The following is a 21,566-nucleotide window of genomic DNA, read 5'->3' as shown; positions in this document are numbered from 1 at the left end:
GCTGAACAGGTGCAGCTGCGTCAGCAACAGTCACTACATAGGTATCAAAGGAGGTCGTCAGCTTGGCAGAGACTTTGGGCAGTATGAAGCGCAGTCATTACTGCGGTGAAATCAGGGAAACGGACATTGACTCTGGGGCGGTGCTGATGGGCTGGGCCCAGCGCAGGCGGGATCTTGGCGGGGTAATATTTATTGACCTCAGGGACCGGACTGGACTGGCTCAGATCGTCATTGACGCGAAGTATGTGGATGAAGAAGACTTCATTAAGGCAGAGCGAATACGCAGCGAGTATGTCATAGCCGTTGAAGGGGTGATTGAAAAACGTGATCCTGAAACGGTCAATCCGCTGCTTGAAACCGGTACGGTGGAGCTCCGGGCAAGAAAGCTCAAAATCCTGGCGGAAGCTAAAACGCCCCCTTTCGCCATTGAAGAAAAGAGCGGCGTACGGGAAGAGCTTCGACTGAAGCACCGTTATCTGGACCTGCGGCGGCCGGATCTATTACAGAATCTCAAGCTGCGCCAGCAAATGACCCAGGCTGTACGGGATTTTTTGATCCGTGAGCAGTTTCTTGAAGTGGAGACGCCTGTGCTGACCAAAAGCACGCCAGAGGGTGCCAGGGACTACCTGGTACCGAGCCGTGTGTTCAAGGGCAGCTTTTACGCTTTGCCTCAGAGCCCTCAGATCTACAAGCAGCTCCTCATGGTGGGGGGCGTCGACCGTTATTTTCAGGTGGCCCGCTGTTTCAGGGATGAGGATCTCAGGGCAGACCGTCAGCCTGAGTTCACGCAGGTGGATCTGGAGATGAGCTTCGTGGATGAGGAAGATGTTCAGGCGCTGCTTGAGGCCTTGTTTGCAGATATCTTCCAAAATGTCCTGGGCCAACACATTCCGCTGCCTATGCGGCGCATGACCTGGCAGGAAGCCATGGACAAGTATGGCGTGGACAAGCCGGACCTGCGCTTTGGCATGGAAATTGTGGAGCTTACGGACATAGCCGCGTCCTGCAGCTTTGAGGTCTTCAGAAAGGTCGCTCAGTCGGGCGGTGTCGTCCGGGCCATCAATGCCAAGGGCTATGGGGATCTTACGCGGACGGAAATTGAATTTCTCACCGAGAAGGCCGTTTCTTACGGTGGAAAAGGCATGGCCTGGATTGCCATTCGGGAAAACGGCGAGCTGTACTCGGTGTTAACCAAATACTTTAAAGAAGCAGAGCTTGTTGAGATGATCCAGCGCCTTGGCGGCGAACCGGGGGATTTCATTATTTTCAGCGCGGATCAGTTGGAGGCTGCCCGAACCATCCTTGGAAACCTCCGGCTCGACCTGGCGGATCTTAAGCACCTGAGGAAAAAGGATGCGTTTGCCTTTGTCCTTGTAACGGACTTCCCGCTTCTGGAATGGGATCTTGAAGCTGGTCGCTATGTGGCCATGCACCATCCGTTTACCATGCCAAAAGAAGAGGATATGCTGCTTTTGGAAAAGGAGCCCCTCAAGGTTCGGGCCAAAGCTTATGACGTCGTCCTGAACGGCGTGGAGCTTGGCAGCGGCAGTATCCGGATTCATCAGAGAGAGCTGCAGAAGCGGATGTTCAAGCTTTTAGGCTTTTCGGAAACCAGTGCCCAGGAACGCTTTGGCTTTATGCTGGATGCTTTTCAATATGGCGCGCCACCTCACGGTGGCTTTGCCTTTGGTCTCGACCGTCTGATGATGCTGGCGACCGGGGCGGACAGCATCCGGGACGTCATAGCGTTTCCAAAGATGCGGGATGGGTCCTGCGCTATGAGTCAGAGTCCTTCAAGGGTCAGTCGGAGCCAGCTCAAAGAACTGGACCTGCTGTCCGGCCTTAAAGATTATGTTCACGTGGAGCCGGAAAAACCTGTGGTCTCAGAGGCGGACGTGGATTACGTCGCAGCCCTGGCACGTCTTGAGCTGAATGACGAGGAGAAAGAAGAGCTGACACGCAACCTCAGGGATATCATAGCTTTTGCGGATAAGCTGAACGAGCTGGATGTCACGGGGCTGGACCCTATGGCTCACGTCATGCCAATTGAAAATGTTTTCCGTCCGGATCTCCTTATGCCGTCAGATGACCGGGAGCGGATCCTGAAGGTGGCGCCGGCTCAAAAGGACGGCTGCTACTTTGTGCCAAAAGCTGTGGAATAGAGAGGGGGCCTGAAGTGTATGAAAAAACTCAATACCTATACCTTATCTGAGCAGCTTGAGCTTCTCGGCAGCGGTCAAATTTCGAGTCGGGAGCTCGTGAGCGACTATCTTGACCATATTGATCGTGTCGATGGGGAAATAGGCGCGTGGATTACGGTGGACCGACAGGGGGCGCTGCGGCAGGCGCTGAGGATTGATGAACGCAGGCAAAAAGGAGAGGCTTTGGGGGCTTTGGCGGGCATTCCAGGCGGACTCAAGGATAATTTGTGTACCGTGGATTTGCCTACAACGTGCGCCTCAAAAATGCTGATCCAGTATACGTCGCCCTTTGACGCGACGGTAGTTGATAAGCTCAGGGATGCCGGGGCGGTGATCCTTGGGAAACTCAATATGGACGAGTTCGCCATGGGGTCCTCCACGGAGAATTCTTATGTGAAACCCGTGCGGAATCCCGTGGATCCTGGCAGGGTGCCCGGGGGGAGCTCGGGGGGCTCCGCGGCGGCAGTGGCGTCTGGGCAGGCGGCCTTCACGCTGGGGTCAGATACCGGGGGATCCATACGGCAGCCTGCGGCCTTTTGCGGCGTCGTGGGGCTGAAGCCTACCTATGGCGCGGTTTCAAGGTATGGGCTGGTCGCCTTTGCTTCCTCGCTGGACCAGATTGGTCCATTGACCAGGGATGTGACGGATCTCGCTTATGTTATGAATGCTATTGTGGGCCATGACCACAGGGACTCCACCTCCGCGCCGGTGGACTGGCCGGACTTCAGGGACAGCCTGAGGGCGGACGAGAAGGGCATGAAGGGCATGAAGATCGCGCTGCCTAAGGAATATTTTGGGCCGGGGCTCCACCCGGAGGTCAAGGCGTCCGTGCTGGAGGCTGCCCGCCGGTTTGAGCTGCTGGGCGCGGATGTGGATGAGGTCAGCGTCACCACTATGGAATATGCGCTGCCGGCCTACTATTTAATTTCCTCAGCGGAGGCGTCCTCGAATCTGGCGCGGTTTGACGGGGTGCAGTACGGCTTTAGGGCGGATGAGTTTGAGGATCTCAGGGATCTGTATGTCAAGAGCCGCAGCCAGGGCTTTGGCAAAGAGGTCAAGCGACGGATCCTGCTTGGAACTTATGCCCTCAGCTCAGGCTATTACGACGCCTATTACAAGAAAGCTCAACAGGTCAGGGGACTTATCCGCAAAGAATTCAGCGATATTTTCAGGGACTACGACCTGATTCTGTCCCCAGTGGCGCCTACGACGGCCTGGAAGCTGGGCGAGAAGAGCAAGGATCCCCTCGAAATGTACATGGAGGACGTTTACACCGTGCCTATAAACATTGCGGGCGTCCCGGCGATTTCTCTGCCTTGCGGGCGGGATGCCAGTGGTCTTCCTATAGGCTTCCAGCTCATTGGAAAAGCTTTCGACGAAAAAACATTGATAAAGGCAGCATATACCTACGAACAGTCTGTGGGGGGGTGGCGATATGACGGCTAAGGATTTCGAAATAGTCATGGGACTTGAGGTCCACGTGGAACTTAATACGGAGACAAAGATCTTCTGCGGCTGTTCGACAGCTTTTGGCGCGCCGCCGAACACCCAGGTCTGCCGGGTTTGCCTTGGCTTGCCCGGCGCCCTGCCGGTGCTGAACGAAAAGGTCGTGGACGCGGCGGTCAAGGCGGGGATCGCCACCAACTGCGAAATCACCCTCTATGGGAAACAGGACCGTAAAAACTACTTTTATCCGGACCTGCCAAAGGCCTATCAAATCAGCCAATACGACCTGCCCCTCTGCCACGGCGGCTACATAGACATTGAAGTCCGTGGGGAAACCAGGCGCATAGGCATTACCCGCATTCATATTGAAGAGGATGCCGGAAAGCTGATTCATGACGGTGAAGGAACCCTGATCGATTATAACCGGGGCGGTGTGCCGCTGATTGAAATTGTATCCGAGCCGGACTTCCGCAGCCCGGAAGAGGTCGGTGCCTATCTGAGAAAGCTGCGGGCCATTCTGATCTATGCGGGTATTTCGGATTGTAAGATGAATGAGGGCGCCTTCCGCTGCGACGTGAACTTGTCCGTCCGTCAGCGGGGCAGCTCGGCCCTTGGCATTCGCACGGAAATGAAGAACCTCAACTCCTTCAGCTTTATTCAGAAGGCAATCGAACACGAGGCTCAGCGGCAGATTGCTTTGGTGCTGTCTGGCGGGAAAGTCGTTCAGGAAACCCGTCGCTGGGATCAGGCCGCCGGAAAGTCCGTTTCCATGCGGACCAAGGAGGATGCCCACGACTATCGCTATTTCCCTGATCCGGATCTTATGCCTATAGTCATCTCCACCACCAAAATCTCACAGCTTTCCTCTGAACTTCCCCAAATGCCTGATGCCCGCAAAGCCCATTATATTCACCATTATGGCCTAAGCGCCTATGATGCGGAGCAGCTGGTGTCTTCCCGGGCCATTGCGGACTATTTTGAAGAGGCCGCTAAGGGGTGTTCAAATGTCAAGCTGCTGGCCAATGTCATGACAACGGAAGTGTTCAGACTCCTTGGAGACCAAGAGGCCAGTGACAGCGCGCCGCCGTTTGACGCCACGCTTCTCGCGGCGCTGGTGAACCGCATTGAGGACGAGACCATTCATATGGGCATTGGCAAAAAAGTGCTCGGCGTGATGTGGAGCGGCGGTGATCACCCGGACGCCATTATTGAAGCTCAGGATCTGCGGCAAATCAGCGATTTGATTCTGCTGCAGTCAATTGTAGATGAGGTCGCAGCATCCAATTTGAAAGCGGTCACTGAGTATAAGGAAGGAAAAGAGAAAGCGTTTCAGTCTTTGGTGGGTCAGGTTATGGCTCGGACAAAGGGCAAAGCTAACCCGAGGTTGGTAGGGGAGCTCCTGGAAAAGGCGATTGGAAAAGAGCGTTGAAATAGAGCGCTGAAAAAGCTACCCACGGAATCCTCTGGGGAAATTTCGGTGTCAGATTTGGGAAATGGGCCTTCGGGCAGGCGGTGAAAGTAAAATAGGTTAGTTTTGTTGAAGTGATGAAATAAAATTTGATGATTTCCGCTGGATGGCATAAATCCGAACATTAACTCTGCTCAAGAGGTAATGTTCGGATTTTTTGTTTGGGCAAGAGTGGTGTTGTAAGGAGAGGGCCTTGAATTTTATAAAAAAATCAAGCTTCTGTAAGCCTGTAATTTCAAAGTGTATGTACAATCTGTAATGAATAGTGAATTTTATAACGTTAAAAATTGCAATTTTATAAAAACGCTTTTATGCAAAAGATGAATATATTTGCATTTTGGTATAATTGCATACAATTATTATACATCCCAAAAGATTCGTAAACGAAGGTGTAGAATTTCAACGTTTTGTTTAAAATCAGTACAATTCAAGTGGTTTAGAAGCTTGTATCTGCAAAAAGACAAAATATTCTCGCAATTAAGCCTTGACACATTCGTGTTTAGCCTTTAGAATCTGTAATTAATCATACAGTATACGGTTGATAAATATACACAACCGGAAACGTAAATTTGAATGGAGGTTTTATAAAATGAATTATCTTGAGAAGACACTTGCAAACGTAAAAAAGAGGAATGCCCATGAACCAGAATATATTCAAGCGGTCGAGGAAGTGTTCATGTCCATTGCACCAGTTCTTGAACAAAGACCAGATTATGTAGAAGCGAATATTCTCGAAAGAATGACCGAGCCGGAGCGCACGATCATCTTCAGAGTACCGTGGGTCAACGACAAAGGCGAGCTGGTGGTCAACCGCGGCTTCAGAATCCAGTTTAATGGCGCCCGCGGCCCTTATAAAGGCGGGCTGCGCTTCCACCCAACCGTCAATCTGAGCATCCTTAAATTCCTTGGCTTTGAGCAGACTTTTAAAAATACGCTGACGGGCAGACCTATTGGCGGCGGCAAAGGCGGCTCAGATTTTGATCCAAAAGGAAAGAGCGACAAAGAGATCATGCGTTTCTGCCAAAGCTTCATGACAGAGCTCTACAGACACATTGGTCCGGACGTCGACGTTCCAGCCGGTGACATTGGTGTCGGATCCAGAGAAATTGGCTTTTTATATGGTCAGTACAAAAGAATTCGCGGGGCCTACGAAGGTGGCGTCCTGACGGGCAAGCACATTGAGTACGGCGGTTCTTATGTCAGGACAGAGGCAACGGGTTATGGCCTGCTTTATCTGACCAAAGCCATGTTCGACCATCACAATATTCCACTGGCGGGTAAAGTCGCGGTAATCTCCGGTTCAGGCAACGTGGCGCTTTACGCCGCACAAAAAGCCATTGAGCTGGGCCTTAAAGTTGTCGCTATGAGTGATTCTTCCGGCTATGTCTATGACGCTCAGGGCATTGATCTTCCTTACATGATTGATCTTAAAGAAGTTAAGAAGGGCCGCATCAGCGAATACATCAAAACCCACCCGCATGCTCAATATGTTGAGGGCTGGGAGAATATCTGGAACGTCAAATGTGATGTGGCCTTCCCGTGCGCGACGCAAAACGATATCACCCTTGAAAAGGCTGAAAAGCTCGTCGCTAATGGTGTCATTGCTGTCGCAGAGGGTGCCAATATGCCAACCACGAACGAAGCTCTTGAATACCTCAAGAAAAATGGCGTCCTGATCACGCCGGCGAAGGCCAGCAACGCAGGCGGTGTCGCGATCTCTTCTGTCGAGATGACTCAGAACTCAATGCGCCAGAGCTTGACTTTCGAAGAAGTCGACAACATCCTTAAAGATATCATGGACACCATCCACAAGGATTGCGTCGAGGCTGCAGCGCAGTACGGCTTTGGTTACGACCTCGTCGCTGGCGCAAACATTTCAAGCTTTATGAAAGTCGCAGACGCTATGCTGCTGCAAGGCGACTACTAAAATTGTAAGTATCCCATTTTGATGGCCGCCCGGATTCTCCCCCGAATCTGGGCGGCTTTGTTTTTTTATGGTGTGGGACAGGGCCGCGTGGCGCGGCCCTGTCCCACACCATAAAAACGTCCAACCTTAACGCCGCTTCATTTTGCGAGAACTGACAATCGTTGGGTATTATTAAGAAGAAAGTTAATTTATCATACGCAAATAACAATATCTTCAACTCGAGGGGGGATCAGCCATGCGTTATAAAGGCAGAAGAGGCAGCAGCAACGTGGAAGACAGACGCGGCATGGGTGGCGGTGGAAAGAAAGCGATTGGCGGCAGTGTTGGCATTTTGCTCATCATCATAGTCGCCCTGCTGGGTGGTGATCCGAGCCAAATCCTCGGCGCGACAGATATTTTAGGGCCGGGCTCAGATCAGGCTTATGAGGCCACTGCAGAGGAGCAGGAGCTGGCGGAATTTGTTTCCGTGGTTCTGGCGGATACGGAAGTCGTTTGGAATCAGATCTTTGAGGACGCGGGCATGGATTATGAAGAGCCTGGACTGGTGCTCTACACGGGGACTGTTGAATCCGCTTGTGGCACGGCGGGATCATCCACTGGGCCATTCTATTGTCCGGGGGATAATAAAGTCTACATTGACCTAAGCTTCTATGAGGACCTGAGGACGCGCTTCAATGCACCGGGGGACTTTGCCATGGCTTATGTCATAGCCCACGAAGTAGGGCACCACGTGCAGAACCAGCTGGGCATACTCAAACAGGTTCAGGACCTGCGCACCCAGCTGAGTGAAAAAGACTACAACGAGTACCAGGTCAGGCTTGAGCTCCAGGCAGATTACCTCGCCGGCGTCTGGGCAAATCACGTCAAAGGCATGGGCTATCTTGAAGAGGGTGACCTCGAGGAAGCCCTGAACGCCGCCAGCGCCGTTGGCGACGACCGAATCCAGATGCAGAGTCGGGGCTACGTGGTGCCTGACAGCTTCACCCACGGTACTTCAGAGCAGCGCAGCACCTGGTTCTATAAAGGCTTCAAGGCCGGTGACCTCAGCGAAGGGGACACGTTTAACGCCAATGACCTGTAGAATTGAAGCCGCAGCCTAAGTCTCTCTGCAAAAAAACGAAAAGGTGCCAAGCGAAAGTCCTGTAACAAGACTTTTGCTTGGCACCTTTATTGTTTAAAAAAGTTACCGCTTCAGCGCGTCAATAATCCTTCTTCCCATTTCTTTTGTGCCAATGGTTCTCTCGCCCGGCTTCGCGATATCCCCTGTGCGCCATCCGGCTTCCAGCACCTCTTTCACGGCCTGATCAATGGTCGCGGCCTCGGACTCAAGACCAAAGGCATGGCGCATCATCATGGACAGGGAAAGGATCGTTGCAATTGGGTTTGCCACATCCTTGCCAGCGATATCTGGCGCGGATCCGTGGATGGGCTCATAGACACCCGGCATCCCGGCGCTGCTGAGGCTCGCGCTTGGCAGCATCCCTATGGAGCCCGTCACCATGCTGGCCTCGTCGGATAGAATATCTCCAAAAATGTTGCTCGTCAGGATGACGTCAAACTGCTTGGGTGCCCTGACCAGCTGCATGGCCGCGTTGTCGACAAACATGTGCTCAAGGGTGATGTCCGGATACTCAGCGGCCACACGGATGACCACTTCCCTCCACAGCCTGGAGCTCTCTAAGACATTGTTCTTGTCTACGCTGGTGACCTTTTTATCTCTGCCTCTGTTCCTGGCAGCCTCAAAGGCAGCGCGGGCGATCCGCTCGACTTCCATTTCGCTGTAGCACTCAACGTCGTAGGCTTCAGGTCCGTTCGGGCCTTCCCGCCGGCCTTTCTCACCAAAGTAAATGCCGCCGGTGAGCTCTCGCATGACCAGAATGTCGAGGCCGCCCTCGACCAAATCCGCGCGGAGAGGGCAAGCCTCTTTCAACGCGTCGTAAAGGATCGCCGGCCGCAAGTTCGCGTAGAGGTTCAGGGATTTTCTGAGCTTGAGCAGACCCGCCTCAGGTCTCAGGTGCCCCGGCATGCCGTCCCACTTGGGACCACCTACAGCGCCTAACAGCACCGCGTCAGATTCTTTCGCGATCTCAATGGTCTGATCCGGCAGTGGCTCGCCAAATACATCAATGGCTGCGCCCCCAGCCAGGACGTGGGTCGTGGCGAACTCGTGGCCAAACAGCTCGCCGAGGCGGGCCAGAACCAGCTCCGCCTGGGTGGTGATTTCGGGTCCTATGCCATCTCCGGGGATGACGGCTATCTTATATTTCACTAGGCTTCACCTCTCGACTTCTTTATGGAGGCGATCAAGCCGCCGCCGTCAATGATGTCGCGCATGAAGGCTGGGAGAGGCTGGGCCTGGTAGGTTTCGCCCTTTGTGACGTTGACGATTTCACCGCTTTCGAAGTTCACGCGGATCTCGTCACCATCGGCAATCTTCTTTGCGGCTTCGGCACATTCAATGATGGGAAGGCCAATGTTGAAGGAATTCCGGTAGAAAATGCGGGCGAAGGTCTCGGCAATGACGCAGGAGACGCCGGCGCCCTTGATGGCAATGGGGGCATGCTCCCGGGAAGAGCCGCAGCCAAAGTTGCGGCCGCCTATGATGATGTCGCCCTTCTGGACTTTGCCTGCGAAGGTGTCGTCTATGTCGATCATGCAGTATTTCGCCAGGATTTCCGGGTCGGCGGTGCTCAGGTAGCGAGCGGGGATAATGACGTCTGTATCAATATTGTCGCCAAACTTAAAGGCGCGGCCAGTCGTGTTCATGGGTTGTCCTCCTCAGTAACTTTCGTTTCGGTCTAGTGGGTATTCGTTTTTCATCTCTGTCAGTGATTTTTTTGCCGATGGTCTTCTGTTCAACAATAAGCCAAACGTCCTTGTTTCAGGGGGCCATTTTTCGTTGTCTGTCTTGGTTAAACCTTAAACCCGCTCCGGATTCGCAAGTTTGCCTGCGACAGCAGAGGCCGCAGCGACAGCAGGGCTGGCAAGGTAGATCTCGGACTCCGTATGCCCCATGCGGCCAACGAAGTTGCGGTTGGTGGTGGCCACGGCCCGCTCGCCTTTAGCCAGGATACCCATATGACCGCCGAGGCAAGGACCGCAGGTCGGTGTGCTGACAATGGCGCCAGCTTCAATAAAGATCTCTATGAGGCCTTCTCTCATGGCGTCCAGATAAATCTTTTGAGTGGCAGGGAAGATGATGACCCTGACGCCCTTGGCGACTTTTTTGCCCTTCAGGTATCTCGCCGCGATCCGCAGGTCGTCCAGGCGGCCATTGGTGCAGGAGCCTATGACGACCTGATCTATAGTGAGGGCGCCCTTTTCTTTTTCCATAGCCTCGACTTCATCGATAGTGCGGGTGTTGTCAGGGGAGTGCGGGAATGAAACCGTAGGGCGAATCTTTCCAAGATCAATCTCAATGACCTGAGCGTACACCGCGTCCGCGTCCGCCTCATAGATGACGCTTGGGCGCTTGCCGCGGTTTTCGAGGTATTCTTTTGTGCGTTCGTCCACAGGGAAGATGCCGTTCTTGGCGCCGGCTTCAATGGCCATGTTGGCAATGGTAAAGCGGTCGTCCATGGTCAGGCTGGAAACGCCTTCGCCCACGAACTCCATGGACTGGTAGCGGGCGCCATCCACACCAATTTTGCCGATGATATGAAGGATGACATCCTTGCCGCTGCAGTGCTCCGTAAGCTGGCCCTTCAGCACGAACTTGACCGCTTCCGGTACTCTGAACCAGCACAGCCCGGTGGCCATGCCGGCCGCCATATCTGTGGAACCTATACCGGTGGAGAAGGCGCCCAGGGCACCGTAGGTACAAGTGTGGCTGTCTGCCCCTATGACGACGTCGCCGGGGACGACGAGGCCTTTTTCAGGCAGAAGCGCGTGCTCAATCCCCATCTCACCAATCTCAAAATAGTTCTCGATGGCTTGATCGTGGGCAAACACGCGCATTTGGCGGCACTGCTCCGCGCTTTGAATGTCTTTGTTAGGTGTGAAGTGATCCGGAACGAGGGCAATTTTCTTGTTGTCGAAAACGGCAGGCTGGCCAAGCTTAACGAATTCCTTGATGGCCGGCGGCGCAGTGATGTCGTTGCCGAGGACCAGGTCGAGCTTCGCCTGGATGAACTCTCCTGGGGCGACAAAGTCTTTGCCCGCGTGTGCCGCGAGGATTTTCTGAGTCATTGTCATAGGTTGTGCAGACATAAGTGTTGGCTCCTTTATGGTTGGATTTGTGAGGGATCCAGGCCTTTTCACTTGCGGCCTGGACCCCTGTTTTTAAAAGTAAGGCTTGCTCAGTTTGAGAGCTGAGTCGTGCGCAGCGTTCTCGGACTGCCCGGTTGGCTTTAGGTTAAGAGATCACGCGGATGGGTGGCTCATCTGAGATAGACTCGAGCTTTTGTGCAGCGTTCAGATAAGCGAGGATGCTGGCCTCAATGATGTCCGTGGAGAGTCCGCGGCCTGTGACGGCGCGGCTGCCTTTTTTGAGTTTGACGACCGCTTCGCCCTGAGCGTCCTCCGCTTCGGTGATGGACTGAATCTTATAGTCCTCCAGAGTGGCGCCAGTCTTGATCATTTTTTCTACGGCTTTATAGGAGGCGTCTACAGGACCGTCCCCGGCGGAGACTTCTTCAAAAACCTTGCCTTCAATTTCCAGAGCAATCGTCGCGGTGGAAGTGATCGTGTTGCCGCTGTTGATGATGAAGCGCTGGAGCTTGTACTTGTTGTGCTCCTCGAGGTTCATCACGTCGTCCTGCAGGAGTGCTTCGATATCCCGGTCATCAACCGTCTTCTTCTTGTCAGCCAGCATTTTGAAATCATCGAAAGCGCGATTGATCTCTTCTTTAGAAAGCTCATAACCCAAAGTCTTGAGTCTGTCTTCAAAAGCGTGGCGACCTGAGTGCTTGCCAAGGACCATAGCGTTGGTTCTCAGGCCTACGGACTCCGGGGTCATGATTTCGTAAGTGGAGGCGTTGGCCAGCATGCCGTGCTGGTGAATTCCGGACTCGTGGGCAAAGGCGTTGGCGCCAACAATGGCTTTGTTCGGCTGGACGCTGACCCCTGTGATCGCCGTCAGAAGTTTTGAGGAACGGGCGATTTGTGTGGTGTCAATGCCGGTCTTGATGCCATAGTAATCGTAACGTGTTGCGAGGCCCATGGCAATCTCTTCGAGAGCGGCGTTTCCTGCCCGCTCGCCTATGCCGTTGACGGTACATTCCACCTGAGTGGCACCGGCCTTGACAGCGGCAAGGGAGTTGGCCACGGCCAGACCAAGGTCGTTGTGGCAGTGGACGGAGATGTCGACTTTATGGATGCCATCCACTTTTTCGCGGATGCCGCTGATCAGGCTGCTGTATTCCATAGGCGTCGTGTAGCCTACCGTGTCCGGTACGTTGAGGGTCGTGGCACCGGCCTTGATGACCGCTTCGAAGATGCGGTGAAGGAACTCTGGGTTGGAGCGCGTCGCGTCCTCAGCGGAGAACTCGATATCCTCACAGTAGCGCTTCGCGTATTTGACCATGGCGACGGCGCGTTCGAGGACGGCTTCCGGATCCATTTTGAGCTTATACTGCATATGTATGTCGCTCGTGGCTATGAAGGTGTGGATCCTTGGGCGTTTTGCGTATTTGACAGCTTCCCAGGCGGTGTCAATGTCTTTTTCGAGAGCCCTTGCCAAACTGGCTACACTGGTTTCTTTCAGCTCTTTGGCTATGGTCTGGACGGACTCAAAATCTCCAGGGGATGCTATGGCAAAGCCGGCTTCAATGATGTCTACTTTCATTTTTTCAAGCTGCCTTGCCATGTCAATTTTTTCTTTTAAGGTCATACTGCAGCCCGGGGATTGCTCTCCGTCCCGAAGTGTCGTGTCAAAGATTTTAATGGTTTTTTCCGGCTGAATAATTGTGCTCATGATTTGACCTCCTTGATTTGGATGAATTCAATTTGAGTTCAGCGACTTTAAGTGAAAACGATTGACCGTAAGTTTTCCTAAAAAGTGTTTGACTGCAACAAAAAAGAGCGCGTCCTATGCAAGGACGAGCTCTATGCCCGCGTTACCACCTTTTTTCTGCCGCTGGCAAAGGGCCAGGGCAACTCTCTACGGTTCCAACAAACCTGTGCCGTTAACGGGGCCACCGGACGCTCTTACTGACGAAGCCCTAAAAAGAGCCGCCGTTCATAAAGTTCAGAGCATCTGCTCAGGAGCGAGAGTCTCACTGGTGCCACTGCCGGCTTTCACCAATCCCGGCTCGCTTTGAATGACGGTGCAGCAAGAGTATGTCTCCATCAGCGCATGAATTGCTTATCCATTTAAGATAAGAATTTTGAGAATATTTATTAAACGCATCTTAACAGCTGGCGCACATAATGTCAACACCTCTGAAGAAAATTTATAAAATATTTTTTGTCCGGGCGCAGTGGGCTTCCTGAGCTGGATTGAGGCTAAGAGCTCTTGTTCAGAAATGCATACATTTCTGTTCGTGACCTGAAAACCAATTTGCTGAAAATTCTGAAGTCGGTTTGGAGAGAATTAGAGGTATAATGTAAGCAGAGCATAAAGTGTGTAAGCGAGGTCATTGATTGGGTTTAAAGGTGGTTGTACTTTTGGGGGGGAAGCGTGTGAAGCGGATTGAAGTGACTGCGGCTATAATACGCCGGGAAAACAAGCTTTTAATCTGTCAGCGGGACTCGAAAGACGAGCTGCCGGATTTATGGGAGTTTCCCGGGGGTAAGTTAGAGCCAGGGGAGACTTTGGAGGATTGTATCCGCCGCGAAATTGAGGAGGAGCTCTGTTTGAAGATTGAGCCGCTGAGTGTTTTTGGCACCACGGGGTACAGTTATAAAGACAAGCTGCTGCATTTTACTTTTTATAACGCCGTGATTTTGGGTGGCGAAATGACGCTGGAGGTTCACCGGGACGCCAGGTGGATTGACTTGAAGGACCTTGGAAATTACGAATTCATGCCGGCGGATGTGCCGGTTGTCAGGCAACTGATGGGCCTTTTGCGCGCGGTCGCTGGTGTTGATGGTGATGATGATGATGGTGATGGTGATGGTGGCAGCTGGCCTGAGATGCCCTTTGAATTTGAGAACGTAAGCATTGAAGTTGGGGAGTGAAGACGTTGGCTGAAAGAACTGCAGAAACCACGGGACATCCAATGTCAAGGAATGAGACAGCGGAGCGTACGGTATCGACGGCTTGTCCGCTGGACTGCTGGGATGCCTGCTCGATCCTGGCGACAGTGGAAAAGGGAGAATTGATTTCGCTCAAAGGCAACCCGGTGAATTCGGTGACGGGTAAAGGTCTGTGTTCAAAAGGGCTGGCGCATATGGCCCGGAGGGACCATCCGGAGCGTCTGCGGCGTCCGCTTGTCAGGCGTACTGACGGTCAGGGGTTTAAAGAAGTGACCTGGGAGGAAGCCCTGGACCTGGTGGCCGAAAAACTGGAGGTCATACGCCGTGAGGGACCTACAACTGCAGTATTGCACTGTACTCACGCGGGGAGTGTAGGGATTCTGAAGAAACTGGAATCCAGGTTTTTCAGTGCTTATGGCGGCGTGACCACCTCGGTGGGGAGCCTTTGTGAGGGCGCGGGACATCAAGCGCAAAGCTATGATTTTGGAAGCGCCATCAGCCATGAGATTTCGGATGTGGTAAACGCGAAGGTGGTCCTGATTTGGGGCAGGAATCCTGCGGAGACGGGCATTCACGCTATGCCTTTTTTGAAGGAAGCAAAGGCAAACGGTGCTGAGATGGTTGTGATTGACCCCAGAGGTTCCGCGACGACGAAGGCTTTGTCCGCGTGGCAGGTGTCGCGAGGCCGGGGACGGATGGCGCCTTGGCGCTGGCTTTGGCCCATGTGCTGATCGAGGAAGATCTGGTGGATGCGGCGTTTATCCGAAAGCACGTGAAGGGTTTTCTGGCTTTTAAAGAGGTCGCGAAGGTCTGGACTCCGGAGGCAGCGGCGGAAGAGACGGGGCTTGAAGCTGAGGCAATCCGGCGTCTGGCGCGGCTTTATGGGCAGTCGAAGCCTGCCTGCATCCTGGTGGGCTATGGCGTGCAGCGTTATACCAATGGCGGAGAGACGGTCCGGGCCATTGACGCTTTGGCGGCGATTACCGGCAACATTGGGATCCCCGGGGGCGGTGTGAACTACAATAATGACCGCATGGACGGGCTTGTGGATGAGGAAGTCCTAAGTGGGAAATCTCTCAGGGTGTTCCACAGGACGTATCCGCGGCCTATGATGGCGGAATTCATTTTGACGGCGGATGAGCCAAAAGTGAAGGCAATATTTTGCACCAGGGCCAATCCGGTGACGCAGTACATGGATACCGGGAAAATGCTCAGGGCTTTTGAGTCCGTGGATTTTAAAGTAACTATAGACCATTTCATGACGGACACGGCTCTGGCGTCAGATGTGGTGCTGCCCTGCGCGCATTTTCTTGAAACCACGGATGTGATCCTGCCGCCGGCGGTGCATTCCTATTTGACGTATTGTTCGCCGGTGGTTAAAGCGGACCCTTGGATCCCTTCAGAACACTGGATATTCACGGCGCTGGCTAAGCGGCTCGGGCTCGCGGCATTTCCGTCGCTTTCTGAAGAGGCGTGGCTGGAGCTGGCGCTGAGGCCGTTTCTCAAGGCTGAGGGGCTGAGTCTGGAGGAGTTGAAGGCGGGTCCTGTGCTGGTTTCGAAAGAAGGACTTGTGGCGTGGACAGATTTGAAATTTGGGACGCCCAGCGGCAGAGTTGAGCTATGGTCGAACCGGGCAGGCATGGATGGGTTTGAGCCAACGGCGGACTATAGGCGGGTGGTTGTGCGACCATCGGCTAAAGCACCTTTTTATCTTTTGACGCCTCACATTCAAGGGTCTCTGCACTCCCAGCATTTCCTGGACCTGCACGAGGCGGGTGAGCGGCCGGTGGTCTACCTTGGTCTGGGGGCGGCTAAAGGCCTTGGGATTGACAGTGGCGATCTGGTCGAGGTTCGTACGGATACCGGGCGGCTGGCATGTACGGCGGCCGTGGATGAGGCTCAGAGGGCGGATTTGGTGGTCATTCACGAGGGCTGGTGGCTTCAGAAGGGCGGCGGCGTGAACCAGCTGATTGGGGAGCGGGCGGCCGGGATGGGGCTGCTGGCGGTGTATTATGAAGTGGTGTGCAGTGTGGAAAAGCTTCAGGGATAGGAGGTTATGTCTGTGAAAATTTCGAGTACGGGTATTGTGAATGGGAAAATAGAAGACCGCTTTGGTAAACGCGGCAATGAATTTTTTGAGGGGAAGATTGCGACGCGGTCGCTGCCGTTTAAGATTGAGGCGGCGCCGGTGGGGACGCGGTCCTTCGCGTTTGTTCTTGAGGACAAGGACGCGGTGCCGGTATGTGGGTATTCCTGGATTCACTGGGTGGGGGCGAACCTGACCCGGGGGGAAGTGGCGGAGAACGAAAGCAGGATGGCTACGGACTTTGTCCAGGGGGCGACGAGCTGGTCGGGGCTGATTTACAAGATGGACCGGCTGGCGACGAGCTTTTATGGCGGGATGGCGCCGCCGGACAAGGCCCATGTGTATGAACTGCATGTCTATGCGCTGGATACGCTGCTGGAGCTGGAACCAGGGTTCTATATGAATGAGCTGTACAAGCAGATGGAGGGGCATATTCTGGGCTGCGCGACGCTGAAAGGGGTTTATGACGCTTAGGCAGGCGGCGCGTAAGTCGTAGATGATGCCTCTTGGATGAGAGGACCTGATTTAGGATGCTCTTTTGGGGGTGATTGTCGTGACGGAAAAGGAATTGTTGACGTTTTTCAAGAATCTCGACCGTGCGTATTTTATTGACGGTCCTTCTAAGGCGATGGCTGGTCTGGATCATGCACTGCCTATAGGATATGGTCAGACAATCTCTCAGCCCAGCTTGGTTTTTGAGATGACGTGGCATCTGGCCCTGGAGCCGGGGAGCAAAGTGCTGGAGATTGGCACAGGGTCGGGATATCAGACGGTGTTTCTGGCGGCGTTTGGCGGCACGGTTTATACCATTGAGCGGCTGGAGGCCCTTGGGGTTCCGGCGCGGGCTCGGCTCGAAGCCCTTGGCTATTCGAATATTCATTACCGCATTGGGGATGGCAGCTGTGGATGGCCGGAAGCCGCGCCTTTTGACCGGATTATTGTCACGGCGGCGTCTGCGGCGGTACCGGCGGAATTGGTGGCGCAGCTGGCCCCTGGCGGCAGGATGATCCTGCCGGTGGGCGTACCTGGAGATCAGGACCTGCTTTTGGTGACCAAGGATTCGGAAGGTGAGGTGTCGCGGCGGGTGCTGGGGAAAGTCGTCTTTGTGGAATTGGTTGGGAAGTATGGCTTTGGGGATGTGCTGGATTGAAATGCCGGGGTTTGTTGTGATATTATGGACAGCAGATTAATTATTTTTCTATTCGGGAGGTTTCAATGAAAGACGGCATTTCGTTTTCGAGGGCTGAGACCTGTATGGTTATGGAGCCGCGACACAGTAATATTATGGGCAATGTTCACGGTGGTGAACTGATGATGATGATGGATAACGCTGCGGGTATTGCAGCCTTCAAGCATGCCAAGGGCGACGCGGTCACAGCCAGGGTGGACGAGATTGTCTTTCTGAAGCCTGTTCACATTGGGGATATAGTGACTTGTGTTGGGCAGCTGACTTATGTGGGCAAAAGCTCTATGCAGATTATGGTCAGCATTTATGTCAATGACTTCAGTGCAGAGAGCATGCCAGAGGCGTCGCTGACGGCGTTTTTCACCATGGTACATCTGGTGGATGGCGTGCCGACGGAGGTCCCGCGACTGGTGCCCAGGACGCCGGAGGACCATGCACTCTATCAGCTGGGTGAGAAGAAGTATTTTGAGATTAAGGCGAAGCTTTAGAGGCTAAGGAAAAATCAGGGCTGGAAAGTAGAACACTTTCCGGCCATGATTTTTTTTGTTTGCAGTAGGGGACAGGGACTTATGGTGGGGGACAGGGACTTATGGTGGGGGACAGGGACTTATGGTGGGGGACAGGGACTTATGGTGGGGGGCTGGGTCGCCTTGAAAGTTGTAATACAAAAAGCGGTTCCTTTCACTGTGATGTGAAAAGAACCGCTTTTGATTGAGATGGATCAAATCTGGTATTTGTTTTTTACTTTACAGGAAATGCAACTTCAACTCTGTTTTTGTAAGCTTCGCCGACTGCGCCGAGGAAATCACCGTGTGAGTCGCGGATGGACATGGTAGCGCCGGAAACGACATCAGCCAGGGCTGCTTTTTCTTCTTCGGTCAGTTTCGCGAGTTTCGCAAGGTCGTCTTCATTAGTCGTTGTCGCTTTAATTGGTCGGCCAGCTGCGGTTGTGTTTTTAGCGAACCACTGCTCGAGCTCCATGACAGTTTTGCCTTTAAAGAACTCCTGGAAGAAGTCCATTTGCTTGTACCATTCGTTGGCTTCGTTCATATGATAGGAGTCGCCGCGCTGGCGCTTGGTGAGCCAGTTGTTGACTTCAGCAGCTGCGGACTCCATGGTGTTTGTGGAAACGCCAACAACCTTCTCTGTTGCATGGTCTGTTACGTTGTAGCCTGCTTGCTCCGGCCAACCGGAGAAGTGAGGCATGGAAGCGCCGTCATAATTTGGTGTGGAAACTTCGTAGCCGTCTATGTAGACATTGAGGATTCTGCCGGCTGAGTCAAAGGTCGCAGCCGCCATGGCGACGTTGAAGCTGTAAACTGGAACGCCTTCGCTGTCTTTGCCAGGGCCGTTTCTGAAGGCGACTTTGTAGCCCATGCCTTGGTAGACCTTCATGACGCTGTCAGTTCCGACCGGCACTGCAGGTACAGGCGCGGTGGCATCTGCTTTAAGAAGGAGCTTTTGACCAACGTAGATCAGGTTGATATTCTGGACTTGCGGGTTGAGTGCAACCAGCTGGTCCAGCGTCATCCCATGCTTTGCAGCTATTTTGTACATGCTGTCGCCGCTGACGACTGTGTACATTGTGCCGCTTGCGACTGGCGCGCTGATTGGTGTCGCTGTGACAGGCGCAGTTGGAGCAGGCGTCGGTGCGGTTGGTGCTGCTGGCTGTTCTGGTTCGACCCATGGTGGTGATGCTGAAGTAGTGGTGTCAGCGGCTAATGACATTGGTGCGAAGACAATCGCAGATGTCAGAAGCATAAGTAATGCCAGGGCTTTTGCGAGATTCCTTTTCAAACGTATGACCTCCTCTTAATTTTTTTTGGGTCCACCACGGCGTGATTGAAGGATGGCAACAATCTAATGTTGTGAAATCATTATCAATAAAAGCCAGGCAAAACCCGATTTACACTTAAAATTGTAACATAGCTGTAATTGTTTAACCACAAATTGACTTTATTTCCTTAGAAAACAATATGACCAAAATGGCGAAAAAGCATGCTGTTATCAGTGTTGTATTGATTACAGCAATGAAATTAATATTCAGAATTGTCAGAATTATAAAGATAAATTAATGTCAAACAATACGATCCATCAATTGCAAATGGGAAATAAGTGGTGTAACCTTTCTGTAATAAGCGTTTCAGACTAATGGATTATAATGAGACTGCATGAGGGATTTTTTTCGTTTTCAAAGGTTGTTCTTTACAAACTGAATTCAACTGTACAACTTCAACAAAATATGAATCAGGAAGGTGACTCATGAACAAATTTAAGGATTTTATAAGGCGCAGGCTTTGGGGGCTCATCGCTGCAGCAGCGCGTTTTCCGGTTTCGGTCGCGGGCTTTGTGGCTGCGGCGGTTGTGGTGTATAGCTTAATTGAGGGAAGCGGCGCTTCGGAACTCATACTGCAGAAATGGCTTTTTACCCTGATAGTTGGATCGATCCTGGGAATGGCGCTGCAATTTGCCATGGAACGTTTTGAAAAGCTGGCAATGCGGAGGGCACTGGTCTATGGGGTGGGACTGCTGCTGACGGCAGGATATTTCCTGATCCTGCTGCCGGTACCGGAAATCAGTGAAACGATTGGGATTCGCAGTGCGGTAGCGGTTTTTTCAATGCTTTGCATGGTGCTGTGGCTGCCGTCCTTTGGCAAAGCCGCGGATTTTAACAAGGTGGCCCTGACCCATGTCAAGACTTTCGCAACGTCCTGGTTGTATGGCGCGGTGCTGTCAGCGGGGATTGCGGCGGTAATTGCGACGGTGGATGCGTTGCTTTTCAGTGTGAATGATGACGCGTATGCCTATGCCATGACTACGGTGTGGATTGTTTTTGCGCCAGTGTATTATTTGTCGCTGCTGCCGTTATTTGACCATCGGCAAAAGCAGTTTTTGGAAGAGGGATTTGAAGGTGTGCCAGTCTCCTCGGATAATGCGGCGGTAATGCCTAAATTCTTTGAAATTCTGATCTCCTACATAGCGGTGCCGCTCGTGGCGGTTTATACGGCGGTGTTGGCGGCGTACTGCGGGAAGATTCTGATGACGCAGGCCTGGCCCTCAGGGCAGCTTGGACCAATGGTTCTCGTCTATTCCGCCGCGGGGCTGGCGGTCTTTGTGCTGGCGAGCCTCCTTGACAACGGCTTTGCCCGGGTTTACACAAAGGTGTTTCCAAAGGCATGGATCCCGGTGGTCATCATGCAGCTGATTTCCGTAGGTATTCGCCTGAACGCCTACGGGATCACAGAATCCCGGTATTATGTTGCGCTGTTTGGCGTGTTTTCGCTGGTGGCCGCGTTGATGCTGAGCTTCAGTCCTGTATCGAAAAACGGGCGGGTCGCGCTCCTGGCCGCTGTGTTTGCCCTGGTGTCCATAGTGCCGCCGGTGGACGCTTTTACGGTGTCGAGAAACAGTCAGATTGAGCGGCTTGAAGTGATTTTGACTGAGGAGGGGATGCTGGCGGACGGCGCGCTTGTCGCAAAAGCGACGGCCTCGCAGCATACCCGGGAGGAGACCACCAGCATTGTGAATTATTTGAGCAACAGTGGGTCGCTTTCTTATGTACGCTGGCTGCCGGAGGACTTTAAGTCCTATGAGGATTTCACTGGGACCTTTGGCTTTGAGCGGACGTATGCAAGTGACCGGTCACAGCGGTACGCCATGGTTTCCCTGGATCCGGAGGCGCCTCTCAATGTCGCTGGTTATGACCGGATGATGGCTTTTCATCTCTTCAGACACAAGGAAGCCAGGGAGGTGTTGACCCGGCAGGTCTTGATGGAAGGTAAAGCTTATAATGTTGTGGTGACGCGGACATCTTCTGTGGATGGGCAGGTGGCCCTGATGTCTTCTGGTGGTGAAGAGATGCTTACGCTGCAGCTCTACGAGGCTGTGGAAGGCTTCTTGCCACAAATGGGCGCGGACAAGCCGGTCATGCCGCCGGAGGCTTTGACAATTGAGGCTGAAGGAAGCGGCCTTAAAATGGCCGTGGTGTTTGAAAGCGTGAGTCTGTTCGAAATGGATCAGGGTGAGCGCGTCGCGGATTATGGATTCTATGTTCTAGTGGGGACTGGGCCGCAATAAAAAATGGAGCAAGTCAGTGTCTTGTGGGTCAATAAAGG

The 21,566-nt window shown here is 53.2% G+C and carries 17 protein-coding genes and 1 other annotated feature; of the genes, 12 read left to right on the top strand and 5 right to left on the bottom strand.

Going from position 1 to position 21,566, the window contains the following annotated elements; translation table 11 throughout:
* Positions 1-62 precede the first annotated feature (62 nt).
* The 5 genes from aspS to ypfJ all read left to right on the top strand — a co-directional run bounded on the left by aspS (position 63) and on the right by ypfJ (position 8,123).
* On the top strand, positions 63-2,162 hold the full coding sequence (gene aspS, locus BLP63_RS09330; protein WP_207646446.1) for an aspartate--tRNA ligase: 2,100 nt from the start codon (positions 63-65) through the stop codon (positions 2,160-2,162).
* Positions 2,163-2,180: 18 nt separating this feature from the next.
* Positions 2,181-3,647, top strand: a complete 1,467-nt coding sequence (gatA, locus tag BLP63_RS09325) for an Asp-tRNA(Asn)/Glu-tRNA(Gln) amidotransferase subunit GatA (RefSeq protein WP_092590835.1) — start codon at positions 2,181-2,183, stop codon at positions 3,645-3,647.
* Positions 3,637-5,076, top strand: coding sequence for an Asp-tRNA(Asn)/Glu-tRNA(Gln) amidotransferase subunit GatB (gatB, locus tag BLP63_RS09320; RefSeq protein ID WP_092590833.1), 1,440 nt, complete (start codon positions 3,637-3,639; stop codon positions 5,074-5,076). The genes gatA and gatB overlap by 11 nt, the downstream gene beginning before the upstream one ends.
* A gap of 628 nt (positions 5,077-5,704) precedes the next feature.
* Positions 5,705-7,042, top strand: a complete 1,338-nt coding sequence (gene gdhA / locus BLP63_RS09315; RefSeq protein WP_092590831.1) for an NADP-specific glutamate dehydrogenase — start codon at positions 5,705-5,707, stop codon at positions 7,040-7,042.
* Between the two features lie 235 nt (positions 7,043-7,277).
* On the top strand, positions 7,278-8,123 hold the full coding sequence (gene ypfJ / locus BLP63_RS09310) for a KPN_02809 family neutral zinc metallopeptidase (protein WP_092590829.1): 846 nt from the start codon (positions 7,278-7,280) through the stop codon (positions 8,121-8,123).
* A 102-nt stretch (positions 8,124-8,225) separates the two neighbouring features.
* Here the strand turns inward: ypfJ and leuB are convergent, their stop codons facing one another.
* The 4 genes from leuB to BLP63_RS09290 form a co-directional block, all read right to left on the bottom strand.
* On the bottom strand, positions 8,226-9,311 hold the full coding sequence (gene leuB / locus BLP63_RS09305; protein WP_092590828.1) for a 3-isopropylmalate dehydrogenase: 1,086 nt from the start codon (positions 9,309-9,311) through the stop codon (positions 8,226-8,228).
* A complete protein-coding gene (locus BLP63_RS09300; RefSeq protein WP_092590826.1) occupies positions 9,311-9,808 on the bottom strand; it encodes a 3-isopropylmalate dehydratase small subunit in 498 nt (165 codons plus the stop codon). The genes leuB and BLP63_RS09300 overlap by 1 nt, the downstream gene beginning before the upstream one ends.
* Positions 9,809-9,961: 153 nt before the next feature.
* Positions 9,962-11,251 carry a 3-isopropylmalate dehydratase large subunit gene (leuC, locus tag BLP63_RS09295; RefSeq protein ID WP_242870861.1) on the bottom strand — a complete coding sequence of 430 codons (1,290 nt, stop codon included), beginning with the start codon at positions 11,249-11,251 and terminating at the stop codon, positions 9,962-9,964.
* Between the two features lie 145 nt (positions 11,252-11,396).
* Positions 11,397-12,956 carry a 2-isopropylmalate synthase gene (locus tag BLP63_RS09290; protein ID WP_092590824.1) on the bottom strand — a complete coding sequence of 520 codons (1,560 nt, stop codon included), beginning with the start codon at positions 12,954-12,956 and terminating at the stop codon, positions 11,397-11,399.
* 117 nt (positions 12,957-13,073) lie between these two features.
* Positions 13,074-13,343 (bottom strand) — a binding site (T-box leader).
* Positions 13,344-13,663: 320 nt separating this feature from the next.
* On the opposite strand from BLP63_RS09290, the gene BLP63_RS09285 reads away from it, so the two are divergent.
* From BLP63_RS09285 to BLP63_RS09260, 6 genes are all read left to right on the top strand, one after another.
* Positions 13,664-14,161: a (deoxy)nucleoside triphosphate pyrophosphohydrolase gene (locus BLP63_RS09285; protein WP_207646445.1), complete on the top strand. Its 498-nt coding sequence runs from the start codon at positions 13,664-13,666 to the stop codon at positions 14,159-14,161.
* Positions 14,162-14,166: 5 nt separating this feature from the next.
* Positions 14,167-14,910 (top strand): molybdopterin-dependent oxidoreductase, encoded by a 744-nt coding sequence (locus tag BLP63_RS17200; RefSeq protein ID WP_092590822.1) that lies wholly within the window; start codon positions 14,167-14,169, stop codon positions 14,908-14,910.
* On the top strand, positions 14,847-16,229 hold the full coding sequence (locus BLP63_RS17195) for a molybdopterin-containing oxidoreductase family protein (protein ID WP_092590820.1): 1,383 nt from the start codon (positions 14,847-14,849) through the stop codon (positions 16,227-16,229). Before BLP63_RS17200 ends, BLP63_RS17195 begins: the two co-directional genes overlap by 64 nt.
* Positions 16,230-16,241: 12 nt before the next feature.
* Positions 16,242-16,739, top strand: a complete 498-nt coding sequence (locus tag BLP63_RS09270) for a YbhB/YbcL family Raf kinase inhibitor-like protein (RefSeq protein WP_092590818.1) — start codon at positions 16,242-16,244, stop codon at positions 16,737-16,739.
* A 79-nt stretch (positions 16,740-16,818) separates the two neighbouring features.
* Positions 16,819-17,415 carry a protein-L-isoaspartate(D-aspartate) O-methyltransferase gene (locus tag BLP63_RS09265; RefSeq protein WP_242870860.1) on the top strand — a complete coding sequence of 199 codons (597 nt, stop codon included), beginning with the start codon at positions 16,819-16,821 and terminating at the stop codon, positions 17,413-17,415.
* Between the two features lie 65 nt (positions 17,416-17,480).
* A complete protein-coding gene (locus BLP63_RS09260; protein WP_092590817.1) occupies positions 17,481-17,939 on the top strand; it encodes an acyl-CoA thioesterase in 459 nt (152 codons plus the stop codon).
* A gap of 253 nt (positions 17,940-18,192) precedes the next feature.
* Here the strand turns inward: BLP63_RS09260 and BLP63_RS09255 are convergent, their stop codons facing one another.
* On the bottom strand, positions 18,193-19,248 hold the full coding sequence (locus BLP63_RS09255; protein WP_092590815.1) for a LysM peptidoglycan-binding domain-containing protein: 1,056 nt from the start codon (positions 19,246-19,248) through the stop codon (positions 18,193-18,195).
* Between the two features lie 465 nt (positions 19,249-19,713).
* Here BLP63_RS09255 and BLP63_RS09250 point away from each other — a divergent pair, with 465 nt between their 5' ends.
* Positions 19,714-21,528 carry a DUF4153 domain-containing protein gene (locus tag BLP63_RS09250; RefSeq protein WP_092590813.1) on the top strand — a complete coding sequence of 605 codons (1,815 nt, stop codon included), beginning with the start codon at positions 19,714-19,716 and terminating at the stop codon, positions 21,526-21,528.
* The last annotated feature ends 38 nt before the right edge of the window (positions 21,529-21,566 follow it).

The organism is Acidaminobacter hydrogenoformans DSM 2784 (assembly GCF_900103005.1).
GTDB lineage: Bacteria > Bacillota > Clostridia > Peptostreptococcales > Acidaminobacteraceae > Acidaminobacter > Acidaminobacter hydrogenoformans.
The sequence above is the reverse complement of the archived record's forward strand: the minus strand, read 5'-3'. Positions and strand labels throughout refer to the sequence as shown.

Bases quoted from the DNA above. Each gene is read 5' to 3' on its own strand.
- gatA (WP_092590835.1), top strand. From the start codon at position 2,181: ATGAAAAAACTCAATACCTATACCTTATCTGAGCAGCTTGAGCTTCTC.
- gatB (WP_092590833.1), top strand. From the start codon at position 3,637: ATGACGGCTAAGGATTTCGAAATAGTCATGGGACTTGAGGTCCACGTG.
- gdhA (WP_092590831.1), top strand. From the start codon at position 5,705: ATGAATTATCTTGAGAAGACACTTGCAAACGTAAAAAAGAGGAATGCC.
- ypfJ (WP_092590829.1), top strand. From the start codon at position 7,278: ATGCGTTATAAAGGCAGAAGAGGCAGCAGCAACGTGGAAGACAGACGC.
- BLP63_RS09300 (WP_092590826.1), bottom strand. From the start codon at position 9,808: ATGAACACGACTGGCCGCGCCTTTAAGTTTGGCGACAATATTGATACA.
- leuC (WP_242870861.1), bottom strand. From the start codon at position 11,251: ATGTCTGCACAACCTATGACAATGACTCAGAAAATCCTCGCGGCACAC.
- BLP63_RS09290 (WP_092590824.1), bottom strand. From the start codon at position 12,956: ATGAGCACAATTATTCAGCCGGAAAAAACCATTAAAATCTTTGACACG.
- BLP63_RS09260 (WP_092590817.1), top strand. From the start codon at position 17,481: ATGAAAGACGGCATTTCGTTTTCGAGGGCTGAGACCTGTATGGTTATG.
- BLP63_RS09250 (WP_092590813.1), top strand. From the start codon at position 19,714: ATGAACAAATTTAAGGATTTTATAAGGCGCAGGCTTTGGGGGCTCATC.